This is a genomic window from Photobacterium phosphoreum (genome assembly GCF_002954725.1).
Taxonomy (GTDB): Bacteria; Pseudomonadota; Gammaproteobacteria; order Enterobacterales; family Vibrionaceae; genus Photobacterium; species Photobacterium phosphoreum.
Genome location: NZ_MSCQ01000001.1, coordinates 1343930 through 1369288, shown reverse-complemented (window position 1 = coordinate 1369288; position 25359 = coordinate 1343930). Strand labels below are relative to the sequence as shown.

The following is a 25359-nucleotide window of genomic DNA, read 5'->3' as shown; positions in this document are numbered from 1 at the left end:
TCATTTTCAACAATAAATGTACTAACTAACCCCCGTCATTCCCTACAGTGAATGCCCGCGAGGGCGATAGGGAATCTATCATTCACGCGTTGTAGAGTGACTGTATTCGTTGGTGTCTTTGAGGCTCAAACACGCGGTAAATAGATCACGGATAGCCCTCGTTCCTTGCCTTCCGAGATGACGGATAATAGGCTGTATCATTTTCAATAAAAAATGCACAAATCAACCTCGTCACTCTCTACAATGAATGCCAACCTCAACCCCCGTCATTCCCTACAGTGAGGTTACGAACGAGATAGGGAATCTACTATCCACGCGTTGTAGAGTTAATCATTGAATAATATGTCACGGCTGAACTCTTCAAGTTTTTTCCCTTTAACATAATGATTAATCAGTTTAATTGGGTCTAAATACAAGCACTTAATTGGAGGGTAATCATCATCTTCTAGATTCTTAGTTGTTCTATTTTGCATGTGAACTGATTTCAATGGGCCAGAACCAGGGAAAACAAAAGCATTACTGACCTTTGATTCTGGACAATAGACTTTCAGTGCTTTTGCATAGAAAAACTGTTTTACTAAATCAGGCCACCCAGGGGCGCTATTAAGACCTTGTGCTCCATAGTATTTTGCATCAACAACAGCAAATTTATTACTATTAGGATACCTTAAAACGGTATCTGTTCGTTGTGCCTTTGCAGCAGCTGGCTTTAGTGTTCCGTCATTAAATTGATATGTAGGAACAGAAAGTAATCGATTAACAGGAAAATTCCATGATAATGTTTTATCTAGCATATGTTCCCACATACCATGAAAATGTTTGAGCCCAATTACGGAGTCACTTATTTCACGTCCATGATTACACTCTAGATATTCAGATAATAATTGTAATAATCGAATATCTCTTTCCGAAAAAACGGATATTAATTCAGAATGTAATACGCGTAATTGTTCTGTAATATTTCCTTTTGATAAAGGTATGTTTTGTATGTCTTGTGATACAGATAAATTAGATCCAGTAACTATCCATCCAAAAGATTTATCTATTTGTTTAATAATACTGGCATGTATACGAGATACTTCGCTATCAGAAAAATAACGACGCCTAGTACCATACACATCAAGATAAACAGGTCCACCTTTACCTGGAAAAGGCGTTTGGTTTGACATTGTTCGCTTCCAATCAGGTTTACCTGTATTCAAAACTTTCTCTGATAATCGACGAGAATATAAGCCGTTATTACAAAAATCTTCAAGTAAGGTAGATATTAGATTGAGTCGATGACTACCAATGCAGTCAATGCCTCCATCTAGTGCGTATAGTTTGCTTGTTCTATCTTCAGAATAACGACGAATTGCTTTCATTAAAAATGAAGCAATTTGATAACTCTCACGGCTATCTAATTTAGGAATATTTGAGTTTCTGGGTAAAAAGACATGAGCTCCTGAACTGTTTATAACTAGCCCACAAAATGATATTTTTATATCGTCATGGGTGATCAAATACTGATTATACATTTGCTTTTTGAGATCATCTGGTAGGGAAGATACCAGTGCTCTATCAGTATAATGATAAAGTTTTGATGGCATTATTCGTATTCCAAGTATGTCTTAGTATCAACAGATTCAGCCATTTTTGATAGTAAGCTTTCTTCAATAGCGTTATTAAAGACAGTAGATCCTTGCTCAAAAGCATTAATTAATTGACTAAAGTTGATTAATTCTACAGATTGCCCATGTATGATTACTTCATCTTTGAAAATAATCGTTTTTTGGCTATGGCGTAATACATCATCCCATAAATACATTAGTAATTTACCTTTTAATGTATTGTCAGGATCCTTTTGAAGTTCAGTTTCACTAATAAATCGATGACCAAGTAAACGATCTTCTGGAATACGCTCAGTTGCTAAATGTTTATTGATAACCATTGCTAAAATAGACCATTCAATAGGTTGAATAGTTATATTTCCAGCAGATTCAATTGGTATATTTAATGTCCCTTTAGATGCTTTTGAGTAATCAATTTGTAAATATTTAAATTGCCAGCGGCGCTTAAATGCAGTATCCATTGGCATTACTGCTTGATCACTACTATTCATGGTAGCCAATAATGATAAATTTGATGGAATTTTTAGCTTACCAGTAGAAAATTTATTAAGCGTTTTTTCATTAAGGTAGGCTAGTAAATCAGGATCTGATACATCAATAGAATAAGAACTTTCACCGTTTTCATCACGATCAAGCAATTGAAATATCTCACCAAAAACAGCGGCAGCAGCAGCTCGATTAATTTCTTCTATTACAAGGAAATATTCAGAGGAGGGGTCAGATATGGCTTTAATAATTGCTATTGTAAATGGACCTGGACGGAATTGATAACCGACACTATTGTTGTTCATTATTGGCTTTAAACAACCAATAAAGTCACTGTATTGTGTATCGGGATGAAAAACAGTACGAGTAAAATAATTTTCATTTTTTCCTTGAGATATAGAATAGCTTTTACCTGTACCGGGGGCACCGTAATAAATTACATTTCTTGCAATAATCCCTGTTGTACTAACTTTGGGATCATATGTCATGTAATCAATTAATGATTCAATATATTGAATTGTGTTATCTAATTCGCTAGTAGAAAAAGGAATTTGTTCATCTAAGTTTAGATCATTATTATCATTCACAGTCGATTGATTAGAGATATTGGCTATGTGCACAAATCGAGATATTACAATAAATAGTAATTTAGTTTGTTCTGCCGCTAGTACTTTTGCCCGCTCATTATTAAAAAATTTTTTCCCAATAACTCTCATTGGCTTCTCAAAATATTTAAATATTGTAATTTGAGTACCATTATTAGCTGAGAGACTTTGAATAAAAGAGTCGCATCTAGCTTGTTCTGTTGTTTCATCTCTAAGAACAGAAGCTGGGTTAGAAAAACATTCAGCAATATAATATTGGCACTCTATACTTTTTTTTATGTCTTTCAATGCGGCTAAAATGGATTGAAATGAAACATCATGAACTTTGCCTGTCGAATTGGTTACTTGAATAAATGAACCTGATCTAAAAAATTTTATTGTAAATTTTGATTGGTCATTAGAAGTCTCAATATTAGAAGAAAAATTTTTGTAATCTGAGTCGGAAAATCTCATGCTAAACAACCTTGCCTGAATGAATATACAGTGGTAGCATTGCCGGGTTAAAAACCGGATAAGTAGACCTAATGACAACTGTAATTATAGATAAAGCTGAATATATCAAAACTTTAAGAGTAAAACTTGGACTTGGAGCAACAGAAGTCGCAAATCTTTTAGGTTTAAACTCGACAGGCGAGCGGACAGTACGAGGCTGGGAGAAAGGTGAGCATGAACCAACCAAGGCAAAGTGGAACGCAATTCTAAATTTAGAATATGAATTAAAAGAACACCATAACAATGCTCCTTTTAAGCAAAAATCACTTTCGGATTCAGGTTTTAGCTTTATTGATCTATTTGCAGGTATTGGTGGTATTAGGTTGCCATTTCAAAAATTAAACGGACATTGTGTATTTACATCAGAATGGGATAAGTTTGCACAAAAAACTTACCTTGCTAATTACGGTGAAATGCCAAATGGTGATATTACTCAAATCAAAACGAAAGATATTCCAGATCACGATGTTTTGCTTGGTGGATTTCCTTGCCAATCGTTTTCACAAGCAGGTTTAAAACAAGGTTTTAGTGATACACGTGGAACCATGTTTTTTGAAATTCAGCGTATTCTCGCAGAAAAAAGACCAAAAGCATTTTTACTTGAAAATGTTAAGCAAATTCAAAGCCATAATAAAGGTGAAACGTTAAAAACTATTTTGGCTATTTTGCGTGGTGAATTTGAGCAAGAGATTCCAACTGATGTACCTATGAGTGAAGATGCTCGTAGTGCATTATCTAAAAAGCTGAATTACTGCGTTGATGTAAAAGTTTTACGTGCAGGTGATTTTGGAATCCCACAAAATAGGGAACGAGTCTTTTTTGTTGGATTTGATCGTGATGCATTTGGTTTAGATGAAAATATAAAACTTGAAGATATCTTTACTTGGCCTATTGGTGAAAAAACCACAACTCGTGTAGGTGACATTCTACAGCCTCAGATTGAATTATATGTCGATAAAGACAAGCACGATAAAGATCGTTTTACTATTTCTGATAAGTTGTGGACTGGGCATAAAAAACGTAAAGAAGAGCATAAAACAAAAGGGAATGGTTTTGGTTATTCGTTATTCAATGCTGAAAGCGAATATACAAATACAATAAGTGCACGCTATTATAAAGATGGATCTGAAATACTAATTGATCAAAGCCATCTTGATAAAAATCCAAGAAAGTTAACACCAAGAGAGTGTGCAAATTTACAAGGTTTTCCTCATAACTTTATTGTTGATGCTGTATCACAAGGTCAAATATATAAGCAATTTGGTAATTCTGTATGTATGAAAGTTATTGATGCTGTAGCAGAGCAATTAGTAATTACTCTAAAAAAACTCGATAAAAAATAAACCCCACAAAAAAGCCCCATCACTAACAGCAATGGGGCTATTTAATTCAATAAGATAAAACCTTAACGGCGGCGCATTTTCAAGAACAATGCACCTGCACTTAGGTTGCTGCCATCAAGTTCTAGTTTCCGGTTAACCACGATAGGGTAGTTCTTACCCACGCGTAAGCAAACGCGATCAGCGAGCACTTCATTAGCAAAGTCACTACCTGCAAGGGTAACGGCTTTAATGCCAGAGGTTTCGTCCATACGCTCGATCCAATTGGCAATATAATCAGCAAGTGAGTCCATCACACCAAAGGCTATTTTGTCATAATCGACTTCATCAACCACTAGGCAGAAGCTCATTAAACTGCCGACCATTTTCGCCCAATCAATAGTACGTTTACCATCAACCATATCTAATGAAAAATCGACACGATGGCCTTGGTTATCAGCATTGTGCAATGATTTAGCAATCAGTGCATCATTAAGATACTGAACACTATCATGACCTGATTTCGATAAACCCAGTACCGTTGCCACTAATGCAAATAGACCTGACAGTTGATCATTACACTCATTCAAGATTAACTTGTTAAGCGCATTGTAACTCACAGGAATTTGATATTTAAATTTCGCTAATACTTCGGCTTGCTCACCTGCAGCCAACGTTGCAATCATTTCTGAGCCAGATTGTGGCAGGGTAGGCATGACTAAGAACGTATCAGTACGCGTGAATTTATCTTGGCTGACAATTTCACCTGCGCCATAACGGCCAAAGTAAATCGCAGCACTATGACGACCGACACCTGATTCCAACATGCCGCCGTGTAGAGCACAAATAGGCAATGTTTGCGCAGAGGCATCGTTAGGGTGATTAGGTTGGTAATCAAACCGAATACGACGCTTGCTCCAATAGGCATTTAGACCATTGATACAGGCTTGATCGTGTAACGGTTCAACCGATTTAAATGGCACTAATGGATGGATAACAGGATCACTACAAACCTGACTCCAGCCTTTGTTAATACGTGCAATTAATGGCTGCTGGTGATTGGTTTCGATATGTAAATAATCAATACCGCGCACACGCAACATTTCAGTTAGTACTGTTAATACGCGATTGTAGCTAAAGCAAAGATCATATAACGGTTGATCAAGCTGAGCATGATGTCGCTTTGCACGTACAGTAACGCGTGCTTTTTCTAAGCTTGATAACGCTAATACATGCAGTGACGGCACAATAAAATGCATCGGGACATTATTAGGATTACAAATAATGACTTGCTGACGCTGATGCTGTGCTGCCTCAATAGGTCCGCGGCTTAAATGAAATTCATGCAGTTGATTGTTAGCAAGTGGTAAGCTAAAACTCACATGGCCTGTGTTCATTACCGTTTCAGCCCATTGCTGAATCTGTTGACGATCGATGGATGCTTCAACCGATGTCTCACCATGACAATGCGAGCAAGCAATGGCGATTTCACCAAATAATTCGGATTGATTATCACCTAATGCAGGTTCGCAATAACTGCAAAATGGCAAATGATGTGGTGAGGTAACTAAAGGAACGACACGACCTTCACGGTGGCGAATTTCTTTAATTGAAGAGTCAATCAACCAAATAGACAATAAGAAATCTTTGGCTATTTGATCTGCTAATGCTTCAAGTTGTGCTTGATTGCCAACAGCTTCAATAAGGTAACGATTTTTATCATAACCAATGGTGATTTCTACCTGTTGATTAGCTAAATAATCGTTACATAGTTGGGCATAAAACGGCACCGGGCGTGAACAGGTAAAAGAAAATTGAATTAATTTCATTGTTCAATGCCTCGTTTGTAAGCCGTTGGGATCAAGCTGTTAATATCAATGTTATTCACTTTTTCGCACTTTATATCAAGTGCGGAAAGGTGTTTAAGAAGGGCCGATTCCATAACCGGTATTGCCGCATTAATTTTAGATGTTAGGCCCATATACATAGGTTCTAATACGGTTGGTGTTACGCCTAAAACATACGTTTTGGGGCGATCGCCGACCAATTCCATCATGATCAATGTTTGTAGCATTTCAACTTCGTGAGCACTGCCTTGCCAATCAATTTCAGCAGGGGCTTTATCAAAGTCAAAGAAATATACTTCGCCAGCATCTACATCGGCAGCGTTAACCGTATCAACTACAATCAGATGATCATATTGCGTTAACGTCGGAATAAGACAATGTGCCAACGTACCGCCATCAATAAGATCAATCTGATGGTCGGGGTGCGTAAAGCGGTAATTTTCTGTGAGATAATTGACGAAATGTACGCCGACTCCTTCGTCGGCGTACAAGACATTGCCAATACCAAGCAGCAATATCTTCATTTGCGCTAGTGGCCTTTATTTTTTGAGTGGTTATCGTGATGAGCATGATGCTGGACTGGATGGTTACCATTATCTGCTTTTTTCACGTTTACTGGGTGGTAATCGTAGCCAGACATTATGGCATCAGCAGAACCGTTACGGAAGCGGATCCCTGTCCAAATAACCATATACACGTGGATCAATACAAAAATAATGAATGCCCAAGTAATATAATGGTGCCATTTTCGCACTTCATCTAACCCGCCCATCGCATATGCGACCCATTGAGCAGGTTCCCACATCATGCCACCAATTCCTAAGTGGTATACATTAGCATATAGCGTCAAGCCAGTCACACACATGAAGATTGCAGCGATAGAAATACCCGCATAAACCATCAGTTGTAATGGACCATAAGCGCCATGGTGAGGGGCTTTACCCATCCAAAAATAGGCTTTAATTTGCTGAATCCAGCTTTTCGGACTCACTATATCTTGAATCGAGCGACGTTCAACGTTACTCCGACTAAAGAAGAACAGATAGGCACGAATCAGTGTGACGGCGATCAATATAAAGCCTAACACTTCATGCGCTAAACGGATCCAGCCTTGTTCAAGTACATTGGTGCTGTTTGGTGCGACCAAAAACGGCCAAGCAATATAAAAGCCAGTAACGACTAAACCAAAGATTGCAAAGGCACGTAACCAGTGACATAAACGGATAATGAATGAAAATACATAGGATCGTTTATACAACACGGTATCTGTTGACATGATAAATCCTTAGTTACATTGCCTGAGCTGGAATACGGAATTCACTAAGCGATTGACCTTTGTAATCCATTACGTGTACTGAACACGCCATGCAAGGGTCAAATGAGTGAATAACACGTAATACTTCTAATGGTTTTTTCGGATCTTCAAGTTGTAAACCCACTAAAGAGGCTTCGTATGGACCTACTTTACCGTTACCATCAATAGGGCCTGCGTTCCATGTTGTTGGAACCACGGCTTGATAGTTTTCAACTTTCGCGTCTTTAATACGTAACCAGTGACTCAAGAAGCCGCGTGGTGCTTCAATGATGCCGACACCTTTGTATTCCTTTTTAGGATCAATGGTCGGTTCAATGTAAGTGGTTTGATCTGAATTTAGGTTAGTCACCATAGATTCAAAGGTTTCTAAACCATGACGAGAGATAGTTAGAGTATGCAACATACGTGCAGCCGTACGACCAAGGGTGGTAAATAAAGCACCTGCTGGTAGACCCGTTTGCTGTAAGAACTCGTTCACTACTGACGTAACGCGAGTGTTACCTTTGGCGTAGTTAACAACCATAGTTGCTAAAGGACCGACTTCAACAGGCTCACCATTATAACGTGGTGATTTAACCCAAGAGTATTTCCCCGCTTCGTTGATTGTAGGGCGTTTACCGACAATGGTATCGCGCTCAATAAACGGCGTATGCTCAGGGATGGTGGTACCATCGTATGGGTGTTGAGGTTTGTTAGCGTCATACCATGAGTGAGTTACATCTTCTTCAATCATGTTTAGATCGATGTTTTCTGCTTTTGATAAATCTTTATTGCGGATCACACCACCAACAAAAAGGTGATCATCTGGGTTAAGCAGAATAGATTCGCTACACATGAAGGTATCAACGTTACAGCCACCAAGTACACTTGGTTCTTTCGCATAAGCGGCAGCAGCCATTTTAATATCAGCTTGATATACACGCTCAACGAAATCTGCAACATGGGCATATTTCTGCTTAAACTCTTGTAAACGAGCAGGGTCTAGCATGTCACGTACACAGGTTACGCCACCAACAACGATTGATTGTGGGTGTGGGTTTTTACCGCCCCAAACTGCCATTGCTTCTGCTGCAATACGTTGAATTTCTAATGCTTTAAGGTAGTGGCTCAAACCAATTAGGTTTTGCTCTGGTGTGAACTTGTAGGTTTTGTTACCCCAATAAGCATTAGCAAATGGCCCTAACTTACCGGTGTTAACTAAGCCTTGCACTTTTTCTTGTGCTGCGCGTAAGTCACCTTCACCAGCCGCCATAGGTGTGGTTGAATACTTCATCGCTTCAACAGCTGCTTTTGCTGGATCGGCACTTAATGCTGAAACAACATCTATCCAATCTAAACCGTGAAGAATGTAGAAGTGCACAATATGGTCATGCATTTGTAGGGTAGTTAAGATTAAGCTACGAATGTATTTTGCATTGATAGGCACTTGGGCATTGATTGCATCTTCAACAGCTAACGTACCGCATAGGTAGTGTGATGATGTACATACACCACAGATACGTTGCATTAATAGGCCAACATCATACGGTGTACGGCCTTTCATGATAATTTCAAGACCACGAAACAGGGTAGATGATGCCCATGCTTTGTTAATCACGTTATTCGCATCAAGTTCAACTTCGATGCGTAAGTGGCCTTCGATACGAGTAATGGGATCGATAACGACGCGCTTGCTCATGAATTATTCCTCGACTTTTTTAGCAAAAATACTGCTGACTGCGTGTGCACCAATACCAACGGCAGTGACACCTAAAATAACCGCACCAATAGTATCGGCGGTAGCATCTAAACCATGCACAGGTTGACGACTCAATGGTTTTTCGAAATCGGCCATGTCATCCCAAAAATCAGGTTCTGAACAACCGATGCAACCATGGCCTGCAAGTACTGGCCAGCTAGTGTGTGAGTTAAAACGCTCAGTCGGACAGTTGTTATAGGTGTAAGGACCTTTACAACCCATTTTGAATAAGCAATAACCTTGCTTGGCATTATCATCACCAAATTCAGTGACAAATTCACCCGCATCAAAGTGACCACGACGTTCACAGTTATCATGAACTCGAGCGCCATAAGCCCATTTAGGACGGTTAAAGATATCTAATGCAGGTAAACGACCAAACATGATGTAGTACATTAATGTACCGGTAATATTAGCTGGGTTTGGTGGACAACCTGCAACGTTAATCACGGGACGGTCAATGACAGCACCGACACTTTTTGCACCCGTCGGGTTAGGACGAGCAGCTTGGATACCACCGTAAGATGAACATGTACCGACACAAATTACTGCGGCTGCATCTGCGGCAACGCGTTTAATCAGTGAGATACCTGTTTCAGCTTGGCTACCTAGAGTAAGGAAAGTACCGTTGTTTGCTGTAGGTACTGCGCCTTCAGCGGCAAGCAGGTATTTGCCTTTATAAGCTTTCATGGCGTTATCTAGGTTTTCTTCTGCTTGATCGCCCGCTGCTGCCATCAGTACTTCTTGGTATTCAAGTGATACATGTTCAAACAGTAACGTACTAATATCAGGCGTGGTGCTACGTACTAATGATTCAGAACAACCAGTACATTCGGCAAGGCTCAACCATATAAGTGGAACACGATCAGAGAGCTCTGCAGCTTCTGCAACCATGGTACTAAAAGGTAGGGGTAGTGCCAGCAATGAAGTGATGGTTGCACTCCAAATCATGAAGTCACGACGGGTAAAGCCATTTTGTTCTAGTTTTTTCTGAAAAGATCCCTCACGAAGAGGTTTCGTTTTTCGAAGCTCGGCAAGACGTTTCTGGCCAAGTTCAAAAAGGGCTGCATGCGAGTCCATCTATCAACCTTGTTAGCTATGATTAAATATACTTTAATAGTATTAGTTGTTAATTCTATGACTTAAATCAATATGATTAGTTGATCTGAATCAGATTTTAAAAGTTTGTATGACAATATAAAAAATCAAAAATGAGCTTATGCATAAAATAACGATCGATAATGATAATTGCTATTATTTCAACATGTTATAGTGAAATCGTTGGCGTTAACCTTATGATAAATAATGACTTTATTTGGGCGGCAAATTGAAGCGGACAAGGAAGATAATGCGTGGTTATGCAATATAAAAGTAGATTAAAATATAAATGTTTTGAAGGAATACTTTACTTGGTTCTAAAATTAGGAGTTTTTATATCTGGGGTATAAAAAACGCCTTTATTGGGTTTAATAAAGGCGCTCAAATGGTGATGATTAATGCGTTAAAAAAGCTTATTCACCCGCAAGGAATTTCTTATCTAGAATACAGAATGCAAGTAATAGATTGGCAGCGGCAGCATAGAAGCCAAAGCGATCACGAAGTTGACATTCTTTGGTAAATAACGGTAACCAATTTAACAGCATAGTATTGATGAACGACAATTGTGATTGCATCAATGCTTCACGTTGTTCTTCTGTTTGTTGTTGATTGCCCATGATGATTAAATTGCCCATGAAGTCTAATTCAATCGCAAGATGATCAGCAGGTTCATTGAATTCTTTACGCTGTGCAATATCAAAAGAGGCCATAAGTTCATGCATTTCTTGGGCAGGCTTGTCGTTTAATAGCCCTGTTTTACCGACATACATTGAAGCGTAAGGCAGCGCACCTGATTTTGGTGTACTTAGAAATAAACCACAAAAATCAGCCGCAAGTTCTAGTTGTTCATCACTACGAGCATGAGATTTTTTAATGGCGGCACGGAAGGTATCAACGGGTGCTTTTAATTCCTCAGTCATACCAAGACCAGACAGAAATGTATACATCTCACCGCCATGGTATTCATGTAGATCGGCATCACTTAATTCACGGGCGAAAAGTGAAGACATCCACCAGTAGATTTCAGCACGTTGTTCGTTGAATGCGATAAATTCTTGCATGGTCACTCCAGACATAAAACATATTCAAATAAAGCGGTTAGGCAGAGTATACCTAAGGGTTATTAGAATAGGTTCTAAAAAATGAAATAAAGGCGATGAAATTAATATTCATCGCCTTTATGAGTTGATTCACTATGCTAGTAACGGATTAATTACTTATCCATTGCTGGGAATAGTGGGTCAATCCCTGTTTCATACGTAGGGCCGTTAAAGCCTGTTACTTCTGGTACTGGGCCAGTGTATTTCTCAATATCAACCACAGCAGTGTGCGCTGATGTTGCTTGTGCAAGCTGAGAAGTACCGATATCTAACGTTAGTACGTTTGGATCGCCGTAAGTACAGATTGTGCCTGCTTTTCCGCCTTCAAGAGGGCTATACCAAGCACCTTCGTGAATACGACATACACCCGGTGAGTAGTCATCTGTTACTACTGCGCCTGCCAATACTTGACCACGACCGTTAAATACGCGTACCAAGTCGCCAGATTTAATACCACGTGCTGTTGCATCTTGGGTATTGATGTAAATTGGCTCACGATCAGCGACTGCGTAAGTTGCACGGAAGTCAGTTGATGAACATAACTGTGAGTGCAAACGGTTATTTGGGTGACAGCTCTGTAAGTGAAGAGGGTAGACATCAGAGCGTGGACCGCCGTGACTACGTTCTTCTTTTTCAAACCACATTGGGTGACCTTGACAGTCGTTGTAACCCATATCTGCGATTGTCTTACAGTAGATCTCAATCAAACCTGATGCTGTACCTAGTGGCTCAAGGTCCGGTTCGTTACGGAATGATTCGTGACGTACCCACTCTTTGCCCGCAGGGAATTCAATATAGCCATCACCTTCCCAGAACTTAGCGAAGGTTGGCATACGAACACCGATACCACGGCCTTGTAAACGTGCGCCGTTGTAGATTTCTTCAATGATTTCGATTTTCTTTTTACCGCCAGTAAATGCTTCTTCGCGGTTAAAGCGTGCACATAGTTCACGGAAAATATCGAAGTCATCTTTAGACTCAAACATTGGCTCAACAATCTTACGTAATGCAAGGATACCTTTGTTGGAATGGTTACCAAACTGCTCGATATCATCACGCTCGTAAGTGGTTGTTGCAGGTAATACGATATCTGCAAAACGACACGTCGCTGTCCATTGGTGCTCGATAGAAATAACAGTCTCTAGTTTCGTCCACGCTTTGATCATACGGTTACGATCTTGGTGGTGAGCAAATGGGTTGTTACCACTGAAGATCGCCATCTTCATGTATGGGAAGGTAATTTCACTACCGTTCCACTGGATCTTAGTACCTGGGTTAGAGATACAATCAACAAAACGTGCCACAGGAATTGTCTTTGCGTAGCCTTTAAATGAACCGTTGTAGATTGGATCTACGCCAGTTACACCACTAAAGCCTGACATCAGTGGGCCAGCAGAAGTAATTGTACCAGCATCGTTGTAGTGCCAGCCAAAGCCGAAACCACCACCAGGTTGACCGATTTGGCCAAGCATTGCTGCTAGCACAACCAGCATCCACGCCCATTGCTCGCCGTGTTGCATACGCTGTAGACACCAACCGCCCACAAGCTGAGTACGACCACCTGCCATTGTGCGTGCTAGTTCACGGATTTGACTTGCCTTAATGCCACAGATTTTCTCTGCCCATTCAGGTGTTTTAACAATACCGTCAGTTTCGCCCATCACGTAAGGCATGAACTTGTCAAAACCTGTGGTGTAGTTAGCGATGAATTCTTTGTCGTATAGATTTTCAGTGTATAGCGTGTGCGCAATCGCCAGCATCAACGGAATATCTGATTGTGGGTGGACAGGTAACTGCTCACCACCAACAAACTTCATGGTTTCATTGCGTACTGGATCAACGTGAATAACTTTAATTTCTTTGTTTTTCACTTTCTCAGCAAGTTGCTGGTATGAACTGTATACGCTGTGATCAGGAACCAACCAACCTACTTGTAGGTTTTTAACTGGATCCGTACCCCACATTACGATGGTATCAGTGTTCTTTAATACGATATCCCAAGAGGTTTGTTGTTCGTAAACTTCCATTGCACCGGCAACGTAAGGAAGAATAACTTGTGCAGCACCTGTTGAGTAGTCACCCATTTTACCAAGGGTAGTACCGTGAAGGCTGATACCACGCTTCATCATTGTACCGGCGTTGTGTAGTTTACCTACAGACTGCCAGCCAGTATGACCTGCGTATAACGCACTTGGGCCGTAAGTTTCTTGAACACGGTTTAATTCGTGCTGGAAGAAATCTAATGCTTGTGACCAAGGCACACGTACAAAACGGTTATTACCACGTTGGCTTGTATCTGACTTGTAGCCTTGTTTTAGCCAGTCGATACGAATCATTGGGTATTTAACACGTGCAGGGTTGTATACCACTTCACGTACGGCATCTAGCATTACTGTTGGGTGTGGGTCTTTTTCAAATGGGGTTGTTTCGGTCCATACGCCGTTAACAACTTTGGCACGGAATGCACCCCAGTGAGAGCCACAAAGCACTTCGCCGTTAAAGCCTGTAACAGCATCTGTTGCTGCCATTGCTTTACGAGGAGCAAGTAGACTTGTACCGACAACTGATGCAGCACTTGCAATCGCAAGACCAGATAGGAAGCGGCGGCGTGTAATGCCTTTATGATTGTTTTGAGTCGCCATAGTTGGAGAATCCTTAAACTTTAATTTTTATCGATGGGGCGGGGATAAAAATTATCACCCGCCTATCATTTAATCGTTTATTGGAGCGCTGGATTAATGCGCGCCAGCACCACCTGTATCGCTGCCATGGTTCTGAAGATATTTAAGTAGTGTACGTTCTTCAGTCTTGGTCAGACGGTAGTAAGAGCTCATGGCTTTCAGACTTGCGATCCAGCCATTTGCAGTAAAATGGCCAGGATCTGGCGCCGCGTGACAAGCGTTACATGTAGACGCGTACATATCTTCTGCGTAGTTCCAGATTGGTTTAATACTGTCAATCATGTCTGATTTAGTAATCCAACCTTGAACACTGATGTTCTGCCACACAATGTTAGTTGCAGGATCAGTTTCTTCTTTAATGATTTTCTCGTTCGCTTTAACTTCACCACGGATAGTTGCCTTGAAGACACGCTTACCCATGTACTCAGTCATTACGCGACCTTTACCTGCTTTTTCTAGCCAGCCGTTAACTTCAACTTTTAGCATGTCGCCTTTGCGTTCAAGTACGGTTACTTCAGAAGCGGGTAATAATTTACCTTCTGATTTACCTTTTGGATCATCAGTTGCAAAGATGTCTTTCTCACCTAATGAGTAAAGTTTCTCAGCAGTTGCACCTTGAGTGGTTGCTTCAGCTTGTAGACCTTGGAAGTCTTTTTGGAAACCGCCAGCCATGTTTGGTAGTTCGTGTGCAATACCTTTGTGACACTCAATACAGTTCATGTCTTTCGCAGCAGCGTCTGTCATTGCAGCAGCAGCTTCAGGTGATTGCTTAGCATGGTCCATCGCTGAATAGTTATGGCAACTCTTACATGTGCTTGAGTTTTGTTTTTCCATGCGTTTCCAAACCATCTGAGCCAATTCTAAACGATGCTCTTCAAATTTTTCAGGGGTGTCGATTTTTTTAGTAATAAACTGGTTATACACATCTTTTGATGCCATTAACTTTGTTTCTATCATGCCCACTAAATCTTTCGGTTGGTGACAGTCAACACAATCAGCACGAACACCAGAAGCATTTTTGAAGTGTACCGATTGGGTATATTCTTCATAGTTCTGTTGCATGGTATGACAACCAACACAAAATTCATTGGTTGATGCGTGTTCAAAACCTTTGTGTACAGCAAAGATGCCACTCACGGCGATACCAATACCAACAAGCACCAGAGCAAGAATTGAGTACTTGCTGCTTGGTTTCGTCAACATCTGCCAAATTTTCTTCATCTTGAAAGATTCCATTTGAAAATAATGCCCACCGTAGACTACGGTGACGGTTAAAATTTTATGGGGTAATCTTATTGTTACGATATGAATAAGGTTAACGCTACGGATGAATAGTAAAGGCATAGTTATGACAAATTGTGAATGGTCTTGGTTTGTGCTACCGTTCAGCAAGAAAGCCAAAAACTAAAAAGAGAACGACATGAGCCATCACGTACTTGTTGTAGAAGATGAAATTGTTACCCGCACAAAATTGGTTGGGTATTTTGAGAATGAAGGATACAAGGTAAGCCAAGCAGACAGTGGCGCACAGATGCGCGAGATAATGGCAACGGAAAAAATTGACCTTGTAATGCTCGATATTAACCTGCCAGGTGAAGATGGTTTAATGCTAACTCGCGAGCTTAGAAGCCGTTCTGAAGTAGGCATTATTTTGGTGACTGGACGTACTGATAGCATCGATCGCATCGTCGGTTTAGAGATGGGCGCAGACGACTATGTAACTAAACCTTTTGAACTGCGTGAACTCTTGGTTCGAGTGAAAAACTTGTTATGGCGCATGACGTTAGTAGAAAAAGCGCGCGATGAAACTATGGTTGAAATGCAGGAAGATAACATCATTCGCTTTGGTGAATGGCAGTTTGATATTAACAAACGCGCACTGACACATAATGGTCTTCCAGTGAAGCTAACTAAGGCTGAATATGAGCTATTAGTTGCGTTCTCATCGCACCCAAATGTAGTGTTAAGCCGTGAACGTATTTTGAACATGTTAAGCCATCGTGTAGAAGCACCAAACGACCGCACGATTGATGTTTTGATTCGTAGAATGCGCTCTAAAATGGAACTTGATCCTAAGAATCCACAGATTTTTGTTACCGTTCATGGTGAAGGGTACATGTTTGCTGGCGACTAATATTAGTCTTAATTTGACTGGTAAAGTATTGTTTCTATGAAATAGCTATGACACAAATTGACATAAAAATGCCTTGTTTTAATAGAACAGGGCATTTTTTTTGGGTGCCATTTGGCCTTGTTTTTGATTTAGATCATGATTTGTGAGAATATTTTTTTGGGTCAAAAAGGAACAAAACATCGTATTGAGAATCAATATTAATACCAAGTCTTTTTTGTAACATTTATAAAACTAATCACAGCTCAATCATTAACTTAGCGATCGTTAATTAGCAACAATGCAGTGGAATAATGAAATCTTATGAACATGAATTTTGTACGATAATCTCTTGATAATTGTATTTTCACTAAAATTGCCATTTGGGGTGTGTGATTAAGTGAATATTAAGAAGGGTAAACGGCGCTATTTTATGATGCTATTCATACTATAATCATCCGCTGTTCATAGTTAAGTCGCGAGTTATTCATAAAATAGTCATATATTGAATACCGTTTACCGTACAATTAAATGTTAAATAATGGCAAAAAATGCGATGTCACGTAAATATCTTGGAAATAACGTATAGATATAACGTCTTTATCTATCGTTTTTCGTTCTTTTTTCTATTATTTGTTCAGTTAATTTAATGATTTCAGGCAGACTAATTGTACTTTTTTGTGCAAGTTGCTGTTGCTCAATGAGTACATTTTCTAATATTTCAGTGGTTGTTAGTGGGTTTGCGAGCACGACACGAAATACCGTCGTTGCTTTACGTTGCCACTTCTCCGGTGTAATACGAGTGCGTGATACAAACGATTTTCCAGATTCTCGCTGACGTTTTTGAATGAACTGGGTGAGATCGTTTAACAGCTCTAACAGTTGATCACGCTGTTCTGGTGTTGCTAGCTGTAATGCTTGTTGTGTCTTTGCGGGAACATAACGGTAAGTCAGAAGACATAATTCAGGGTGAGTAACTAATTCAAACTCAGGGTGTTGTTCAATGCAGTTTGCGAAGTAATGCGCTTTTTCAATACTATTATTAATCAGAAGTTCATAGCCAGGGCGGCTAATAATATTCATGCTGGCATAGAGCAACATTGCCATTCCACTGCGCGAACCTTCAAGCGTATGGCTACCTAAATCTTTAGAGCCTTTACGAAGAATATATTCAGCATGATGCTCAATTGCTGTCATTAACTCTGGGTTTTTAAATATCACCATGCCAGCACCCATAGGAATATAGAGCTGTTTATGGGCATCAATGGTAATTGAATCTGCGCGTTCAATACCTTTCAATAAATGACGGTATTTATTCGACATTAACGTTGCGCCGCCCCAAGCCGCATCAACATGGAAGTGGCATTGGTGCTCGGCTGCAATATCTGCAAGCTGATCAAGGGGGTCGATATTACCTGTTTCTGTTGTGCCTGCGATACCAATAATGGCGAAGGGTTTTATATTCTTGTGTTTTAAACTAGCAAGTGTGGTTTGTAATTCATCAAGATCAATACGATTGTTATCATCTGTCTTAATCGCAATAAGACTATCTCGACCGATACCTAAAACATCAGCCGCTTTTTTGAGAGAATAGTGACCACGCTCCGAGACTAAAATCGCAAGATCATCATAACCATAATGTCTCATTGCACGGAGTAAACCTTGCTGACCTACGCCAGTAAATTCACCATCAGGCTGCAAGGCTGCATTACGAGCAACCCATAGCGCAGTGATGTTAGCGATAGTGCCACCCGAACAAAAAGCCCCTAAAGAATGGTCCGCACTGTGCATCCATTGTTGGTAGAAACTTTCATTTTGATTAAAGATTAACTTATGCAGCATGCCTAATACTTGACGCTCAAGTGGCGTAAATGCTTTTGAGGTCTCTATCTTTACCAAATTTTGGTTTAACGCAATCATGATCTTGGATAAAGGCATCATGAAATAAGGCAGGGCAGAGGTCATATGACCAATAAACGTTGGTGCAGCAGTATGAACTGATTGAGCAACCAGTTTATTTAACAAGAATTGAGTGTGCTCAGAAACAAAAGAAGGGACTTCAGGAATAGCCGCATTGGAGAAATCTTTTTCAATTTCAGCTAATGGCTTTTCGGTTGCTGCTATATGGGTTCGCAGAAATTCATTAAGGTTTTCTGAAAGCTCTTTTTCGATTAAGCCTAAGGTTGAATCCGGTGCTTCGGGTACAGTGAAAATGCGGTGCAAGGATTCTAAAGATGCATCGGCAGTACGATTATTAGTCGCCATAATTTATTTAACGTTTCCATAACTTTGGCAAAGTGTAGTCAATCTAATCGATATTCTGGCGGATGTCTCGAATTATTTCGGGGTGGTTAAAATATAACCACCCTAAACGCCCGTAATTTGTTTATTATCGCTTAATCAAATCGCGACTTATTGCTCTGTTATTAAAATTTATAGTTTAAGCCCGCACTGACTAAAACATCATTGCTGTCATAAAAGTTTATATTGGATTGAGTTGAGCTATAGCCAATCAGTGAAACTAAGCCCCAGTTTTTCCAATTAAACGGTTGGCGATATTCATAGGCTAAGAAAGCCCCGAATTTATTATCCTGCTGTTTTTTATTAAAGACAGGGTGGGTTGAGTCAAACAAGGCTTTTTTATAACTTAACGTAAATGCGAGGCTCGATTGTGGCAATAATTGAATAATAGTTGCGGCAGCACCGTAAATATTATTACTCATGGCATTACCATTAGCATCAATATTAGTAAAATTAACCGCGGTACGAAGCATTAAACGACGACTAAAAGGTTGTACATATGTACCCTCGGTATAAAGGACGTTAGCATTACGATTAAGAGAGGCACGCTCATCTGCAGTGAGTGCCAGTAAAGGATCGTTGCCACTACGTTCATGATCAATGCTGAATTTACCATAAGCAATTTGACCAGAAAAACGTGAACCACGGATATTATCCAGTTTAACGCTGAACGCATTAATATTAGAATTTGTTTTACTGCGCTCTACATTTTGAAGGTAAGGGTCTTGCCATGTTTTTTGGCTTAAAAGACCGGGAATATAACTGAGTGTCAACGTTGAAGTATCGGCAAACTTTTGTCGGTATCCAGCTTCTATATGAAAGCGCCCAAGTGCAATATCAGAACGGCTAGTACCAAAATACAGCTGTTTATCACCACTATTAAAGGTATAACTAATATTACCTATCGGTGCGACGAACATTTTGTCTTGTATATCACCGTTGCTGTTTAAGTTTGGTGTGGTGTGATTGTCGCTATTAAACTGTGAGTCGGATTTATTATAACCAACCATTAAAGAAATATCACCGCCAACGCCTGGAGTCCAATCAACGGGTTTTGCTATTGTTGTAGTGGATATCATTGTGGTAGCAATTAAGCCTACAGTGAGCAATGGTTTCATTATTTTTCCTATAAAATAAATTAGTCATATTGTATAAGTAACAGATCACTTTATTGATGATCTTTAATTACTTAATGACGCTGCTAATAGTGTAGCTATTGATGTAATTATTGTAATGGATATTGATTTTCTTAACAATCTGACCATACACTTAAGTTAATGTTATGTTACGCGTTGAGGGTGGTCTTATTATGAATATTGAATTAAAAGTAGCATTGGTAACAGTAACGGTAACACTTTTCACATTAGCAAGTTATGGGCTTATTGCTTTACATGCATAGCGTCTAAAGTCAGTCATGTTAGATAATTATCATGATATTTTTCTGACAGTATTTCCTATTGGTATGTACAAATTGTATATTCGACTCTCTTAGATATATTTATATATGCCTATTGGTATATTTTACAGGGAGAAGAAATGAATTATCTTCCATTTAGTTTGCGTGATTTTAACCATAAATCCATTGCTGACTTTTCTTCGGTGATACACGCGGCACCCAGTAAAAAAATCGCACTCATTGTTCAAGGTGGTGGTCAGCGCGGTATTTTTTCTGCTGGTGTACTTGATAGCTTTCTTGATCATCAGTTTGACCCATTCGAGCTGTATATTGGCACTTCTGCTGGTGCGCTTAACTTATCTTCTTTTATTAGTCGTCAGCCTCGGTTTGGTTACCATTTTATTCGTGATGTATCGATGAATGACCAATTTTTTAATCTTTATAAATACCTTAGTAAGCAACAGCCAATGAATTTAGATTGGGCATTACAGCAAGTATCACCATCGGGTTTATATCCGCTAGATGTTGTAACAGCACATAAAACACTTCTTCATCGTACTGCACTCGCGTGTGCGACCCGTAAAGATACTCTGCAAGATTATTATCTCCCAATGTACCAACAAGATTGGCGCGAGGTACTATTGGCAAGTTGTGCTATTCCGTTGCTTTATAATCAACCGGTTAATATGAATGATCTTCAATGGGTTGATGGCGGAGTGAGCGCGGCTATTCCTGTAAAAGAAGCATGGCGGCGTGGTGCTGATTTAGTGGTCGTGATTCGTACTGAGCCATTAGAGAATAGCGATAAAGGCAGTAGTGATAATCATGAACGGGGTATTTTCGATGATTGGCGAGAAAATGTTGAAACCCAATTACCTTATTATATTGATAAATTAAGCCTGAATGAGTCGGTTGATAAAATTAAAACTATTCATCAAGAGTTGAGTCAGCGATTTGAACAGTGGCGACAACATTATTGGGAAGATGAAGACAGTAATGAAGATAATACCGCGATTAAGAATAAGGTATTAACACGTAAAAGTTGGTTTTCTCAGATGAATATTGAGCGTTTATTGCAGTTAACAGGCCAGGGAACAAACTCTGAAATATTAGAAATGTTGGCGCGTTATCATCGTACTTATCAGGATGTGAATAATTTTTTAGTGAATCCGCCTCAAGGGTTACAGGTTATTCAAATTGCGCCAGAGAAGACATTAAACAGCAGTGCTTTATTAAGTAGTTATGAAGATTTAGAGCTTGATTACCAACAAGGGAAACAAATTGGTGAGCAGTTTGTGACGTCTTTTTCACAGTTATTGAATCAAAAGACCAGTTTGATGCAGCATTTGCGAGATAAGTAAGCTATCGCGGAATATTTAAAAATAACAACCGAGCACATACCTTATACCATTTCAATTAGAAAGAGATATTCTGTGCTCGGTTTTTTTTTAGTTAGTGTGTAAATTGACTCATCACATGTTGATCACTGATCATCACTTGCTTACCATCACTTTTAATAAATGAAGCTAATGCTGTTTGCATCGCATTAGTTACATCAGTGCTTTCAGGTGTTATTAAGCCTGTAAGTGGATTTTTTGGTGACAGAATTGAGGTATGATAGCCCCCTTTAAATCTCAATGCGTGCTTGATAATATCATTGTTAATCACGCTTTGATTAGCCTCTAATTGTGTTGAAAGCGAAAGTGGTGCAATCAGTGGTGTTGTGCCAGTAAATGGTGAGTAAATATAAGGGCTTGGTTGTGAGCTATTTGGTATCACCATATCACCTTGCATTTCTTGCATTAAAACAGCAACATTTTTAGGAATATTGCGCGCAAGGTTAATCGGGTCAACAGGATCCATCACCGTTTGGGCAGCATAGGCAAATTTATTAAAACTGTCATTCATTGTATTTAAGGTAATTTTAGCTAATGAATTACCGGCATCGTTTGCTGCGGTTAGTTGAGAGACTAATGCTTGATAGCATAAAGCAACGTTTTTAGTCCCACATGATTTTGCAAACTCGGGATTAATACCTTCGACGATTCCACCTTTAATTAAGTCACCAAAACTTGGTGAATTTAATAATAGGTAAGGAATCTCAGCCCCTGGGTTTGCTAGCGCAACGGTATTGATATTGAAATAATTCTGATCAGCCACTGTATTTTGGGTGCTTTCATTGGCGATGTTGGCAACATCCACTCCTGTAATTGCACCTAATGAGTGACCCGCAAAACTGACGCCGTTATTTAATGTTAAATAACGGAGTTGATCACCCAATTCATCTTTATTTTGGTCAGTAAATATTTTACCAATCACTGCGCGTAGATTAACGACATCAATAACACTTTGACGTAAGTTATCGCGAGCTACGGTAAGATCAATAAAATTTAAAAACATTTTTGGATCAACCGATGCATTTTTACCGCCAATACCACGATCTCCGTGTAACGGTAAATCAATCGCAAAAATAGCACGACATTGATCATCGATTATTTTATCGGGTAGGCTTGGTCGAGAATAAACAAACTGTTCTTTATTTGATGTAACACCATGCTGGAATATAGTTACGCTATAGCCTGATTGTTTACACTTATCTGGATTCTTCTCGTCTAAGTTAGGCATGATTAAATTGTATTGAACTTTCGCAATAGACTGCATTTTTGGTACAGGACTATAACGGGTAATTAAACGTTGAGGATCAAGCGGTTTACCGTTAGCAAGTGTTAATGTTTTACCTTTAAGTGCGGTTAATACTTTTATCTGTATTGTTTTATCGGTTGCAACCTTGGCAAGATCATCTGTTGTGATCCCCCATTGATAAAGTTTGTTGGTAATAGCTTGCTTATCGGCATCACTACCATTGGTTAATACATATTTTATCTTCGCTAAACTTGGCATATCACTGTGCCACGGTGTAGTAAGGTAATTTTTAGGATCTGTTGATAAATAATAAGGTAAATAGATGTACCCAGAGTAAATTTTATTGCCTGCTGGTGTTTCAGATCCTTGAACATTATCCGTTATGGTTGGTAATGTTAATTTATATAAATTATCTTTGGTCGCATTATCGTCGCCAGTAATAACGGGTTCATGAGTTGCAATTTGGTTTGAGATTGTTTGTAACGTCACCATTTTAGCCGCAAACAACACATCACCAGAAGAAAGTGTCGTAAACCATGATGAGAAGATAATATCGCGTTTTTGCACAATACCGTGGAAGGCTTCTTCAGTGGCGTGAGTGATCTTTTGTGCAGGTAACAATGCAGGTGCTGGTGGCAGATTATCTGACTTTAACAATGCATACGAGTTACTCATACCTACAGGCTGACCATTAATATCTTTTAAATCATCAGTAACGGCGTACATGTAGTTACTAGCAGGATCTAATGGTTTAAGCAGGATCACAATTAAACTGTGACCAGAGACTTGAAGAGTAAAATCTCCATTTTCCTGAGATAATAGAGTTGGCTTTGTTGTATCGTCAGGGTTAGTTGGATCACCTGATTTAATTAAATAGAAGCTATTGGCTGCCGTTGTAGGATCAAGCGTTTTACCTGTGAAATTAATGGTAATCGGCTGGGTTGTGCTCCAACCATCAGTTTGCCCCATAGCAACTAATGGATCTGAAGTATTAGTTTTATCTTTAGCCATTGCCTCAGTTGCTAATGTGCCATCTTGAACATCCATTGCTAAATATGTTGGTAATATTAGCTTTTTATCTTTGGCTAGTAGATCAAAATCAACTTTTGTTTCAGCATTCAAGCTTGCTGCAATATTTGGATCAATCGGTGATTGATTTTCTAAGGTACCGTTACCTTTACATGCCACTAAACTTAGCGCAGATGTAATTAATAATGCGATAGAACGTATTTTCATTGTGATTCCTAATGATTTGATAGTTTATATCGCATTAAAAGCGGTAGTTAATTTGAGCAGCAGCAAGGTAAGCTTTACCTGATGAAGTAAAACTGTCATTTTCACCGGTTGGTGTTTGCTCTACAAAATCAGCTTTTTTACTGTGGATATAAGACACACCAAGATCGACAGACAGGGCAGGGCTGTAATGGTAAGTCGCACCCGCTGAATACCAATAACGATCGGTATCTGGAATACTTAATGTCGCTTGTCCTGCATTTTGATCAATGGCAAAACCATAGCGCAGTGTCCATGTTGGGTTTAGCGTATAAGTTGTACCTACAGCCCAACGGTAAGTATCTTTGAAATTTTCTTTTTTAACGAAACATGTGCCGGTTGCACACTGAGAACTTACTGCTCTAATTTCTTTAAATTTGTTGTATTGCGTCCATTGAACGCTATAGCTAATAGCCCATTGTGGGTTTAGCTGGTGGAAACCTGAAAATTCAGCAATCGCTGGAAGAGGAAGTGCAAGGCTTGCTGCAACAGTTTGGTTTGCTTTTGAGGTTGCTTGACCCAAGTAGTCAGTAAAATGGCCGTGAAAATTGAGATCTACTTGTGAGCGGTAACTTAATCCAAAACGATTGTTATTATCTAATTCATATAACGCACCAATATTCCAGCCCCAACTCCAGTCGCTGCCTTCCATATTAATAAGGTTATTGCTTGGCGCGGCATAAGATAAAGAGCCTAAACGACGGTTAAATTCGGCGGTGCCATAAACAAGGCTAACACCAGCACCAATACTTAATTGTGGCGATAGACGATAAGCAATATTAGGATTGAAGTTAACTGTTTCTAATGATGTTTTACCGGCTAAGCTACCTGCTTGCATTGCTTTAGGGTAATCGGTTGTCACACCATAATTACTAAAAATCGCTAAACCAATTGCGGTTTTATCATTAATAGGCTGAATGTAGTAAGACGCTGGTACAAAGCTTACTGGTGAAATATCTTTTGCGGTTTCACCATGTGTATGATCATTAATATTAATTGATGGATTAATAATACTCGCTACGCCAGAGATTTCTGCATGTTTAAAGCGTGTCATTGCGGCAGGGTTACGCGCTAATACAGCAGCAGTATCAGCAACAGCGGCATCACCAGCATAAGCTCGACCGAGACCTGCTGCTGAGTGTTCTGATACTTGATAGCCAGAAGCATGAGCTTGGCTTGAAAGTATTGCTGTGATGATTAAGGCGATATTATTTTTATTAATGGACATTATACTGTCTCTCTATAATTTCTAGTAGCTTCTTGCTGTTTCACCCTTCAATGAAGGCGGGATTTTAAAGAGAGGGAAGTATAGTTATACCTCAAGAGAATAATAAGCAAATGTGGAT

The 25359-nt window shown here is 39.5% G+C and carries 17 protein-coding genes; 3 read left to right on the top strand and 14 right to left on the bottom strand.

What is annotated here, in order from left to right:
* Positions 1-326 precede the first annotated feature (326 nt).
* On the bottom strand, positions 327-1589 hold the full coding sequence (locus BTO21_RS06055) for an LlaJI family restriction endonuclease (protein WP_045031518.1): 1263 nt from the start codon (positions 1587-1589) through the stop codon (positions 327-329).
* Complete coding sequence (locus tag BTO21_RS06050) at positions 1589-3154, bottom strand: McrB family protein (protein WP_239997992.1); 1566 nt, start codon at positions 3152-3154, stop codon at positions 1589-1591. The genes BTO21_RS06055 and BTO21_RS06050 overlap by 1 nt, the downstream gene beginning before the upstream one ends.
* Positions 3155-3225: 71 nt before the next feature.
* Between BTO21_RS06050 and dcm the strand changes: the two genes are divergently transcribed.
* Entirely contained in the window at positions 3226-4536 is a 1311-nt protein-coding gene (gene dcm / locus BTO21_RS06045) for a DNA cytosine methyltransferase (protein ID WP_105026728.1), read from the top strand.
* A 62-nt stretch (positions 4537-4598) separates the two neighbouring features.
* Here dcm and BTO21_RS06040 read toward each other — a convergent pair whose 3' ends face one another.
* The 8 genes from BTO21_RS06040 to torC all read right to left on the bottom strand — a co-directional run bounded on the left by BTO21_RS06040 (position 4599) and on the right by torC (position 15512).
* Positions 4599-6341, bottom strand: coding sequence for a Kae1-like domain-containing protein (locus tag BTO21_RS06040; RefSeq protein WP_045031521.1), 1743 nt, complete (start codon positions 6339-6341; stop codon positions 4599-4601).
* Complete coding sequence (locus BTO21_RS06035) at positions 6338-6883, bottom strand: HyaD/HybD family hydrogenase maturation endopeptidase (RefSeq protein WP_045031523.1); 546 nt, start codon at positions 6881-6883, stop codon at positions 6338-6340. Before BTO21_RS06035 ends, BTO21_RS06040 begins: the two co-directional genes overlap by 4 nt.
* Positions 6884-6888: 5 nt before the next feature.
* Positions 6889-7635 (bottom strand): Ni/Fe-hydrogenase, b-type cytochrome subunit, encoded by a 747-nt coding sequence (gene cybH / locus BTO21_RS06030; protein WP_045031525.1) that lies wholly within the window; start codon positions 7633-7635, stop codon positions 6889-6891.
* A gap of 13 nt (positions 7636-7648) precedes the next feature.
* On the bottom strand, positions 7649-9352 hold the full coding sequence (locus BTO21_RS06025) for a nickel-dependent hydrogenase large subunit (protein WP_045031527.1): 1704 nt from the start codon (positions 9350-9352) through the stop codon (positions 7649-7651).
* A 3-nt stretch (positions 9353-9355) separates the two neighbouring features.
* Positions 9356-10492 carry a hydrogenase small subunit gene (locus BTO21_RS06020; protein ID WP_045031529.1) on the bottom strand — a complete coding sequence of 379 codons (1137 nt, stop codon included), beginning with the start codon at positions 10490-10492 and terminating at the stop codon, positions 9356-9358.
* A gap of 431 nt (positions 10493-10923) precedes the next feature.
* A complete protein-coding gene (torD, locus tag BTO21_RS06015; RefSeq protein WP_045031531.1) occupies positions 10924-11571 on the bottom strand; it encodes a molecular chaperone TorD in 648 nt (215 codons plus the stop codon).
* Positions 11572-11723: 152 nt separating this feature from the next.
* The gene (torA, locus tag BTO21_RS06010; RefSeq protein WP_045031533.1) at positions 11724-14252 is read right to left on the bottom strand and encodes a trimethylamine-N-oxide reductase TorA; all 2529 of its coding nucleotides are present in this window, start codon (positions 14250-14252) and stop codon (positions 11724-11726) included.
* Positions 14253-14345: 93 nt separating this feature from the next.
* Positions 14346-15512, bottom strand: coding sequence for a pentaheme c-type cytochrome TorC (gene torC / locus BTO21_RS06005; protein WP_045031535.1), 1167 nt, complete (start codon positions 15510-15512; stop codon positions 14346-14348).
* A gap of 199 nt (positions 15513-15711) precedes the next feature.
* Here torC and torR point away from each other — a divergent pair, with 199 nt between their 5' ends.
* Positions 15712-16425 carry a two-component system response regulator TorR gene (torR, locus tag BTO21_RS06000; protein WP_045031537.1) on the top strand — a complete coding sequence of 238 codons (714 nt, stop codon included), beginning with the start codon at positions 15712-15714 and terminating at the stop codon, positions 16423-16425.
* Positions 16426-17001: 576 nt separating this feature from the next.
* On the opposite strand, the gene panP is transcribed toward torR, so the two are convergent.
* Together panP and BTO21_RS05990 are read right to left on the bottom strand one after the other, a co-directional pair.
* Positions 17002-18666: a pyridoxal-dependent aspartate 1-decarboxylase PanP gene (panP, locus tag BTO21_RS05995; RefSeq protein WP_045031539.1), complete on the bottom strand. Its 1665-nt coding sequence runs from the start codon at positions 18664-18666 to the stop codon at positions 17002-17004.
* 161 nt (positions 18667-18827) lie between these two features.
* A complete protein-coding gene (locus BTO21_RS05990) occupies positions 18828-19820 on the bottom strand; it encodes a DUF2860 domain-containing protein (protein WP_045031540.1) in 993 nt (330 codons plus the stop codon).
* A 418-nt stretch (positions 19821-20238) separates the two neighbouring features.
* On the opposite strand from BTO21_RS05990, the gene BTO21_RS05985 reads away from it, so the two are divergent.
* Positions 20239-21459 carry a patatin-like phospholipase family protein gene (locus BTO21_RS05985; protein ID WP_045031542.1) on the top strand — a complete coding sequence of 407 codons (1221 nt, stop codon included), beginning with the start codon at positions 20239-20241 and terminating at the stop codon, positions 21457-21459.
* Between the two features lie 91 nt (positions 21460-21550).
* On the opposite strand, the gene BTO21_RS05980 is transcribed toward BTO21_RS05985, so the two are convergent.
* Both BTO21_RS05980 and BTO21_RS05975 read right to left on the bottom strand, forming a co-directional pair.
* A complete protein-coding gene (locus tag BTO21_RS05980; protein ID WP_045031544.1) occupies positions 21551-23977 on the bottom strand; it encodes a VolA/Pla-1 family phospholipase in 2427 nt (808 codons plus the stop codon).
* Positions 23978-24011: 34 nt separating this feature from the next.
* Positions 24012-25241 carry an outer membrane protein transport protein gene (locus BTO21_RS05975; protein WP_045031546.1) on the bottom strand — a complete coding sequence of 410 codons (1230 nt, stop codon included), beginning with the start codon at positions 25239-25241 and terminating at the stop codon, positions 24012-24014.
* Positions 25242-25359: the final 118 nt, after the last annotated feature.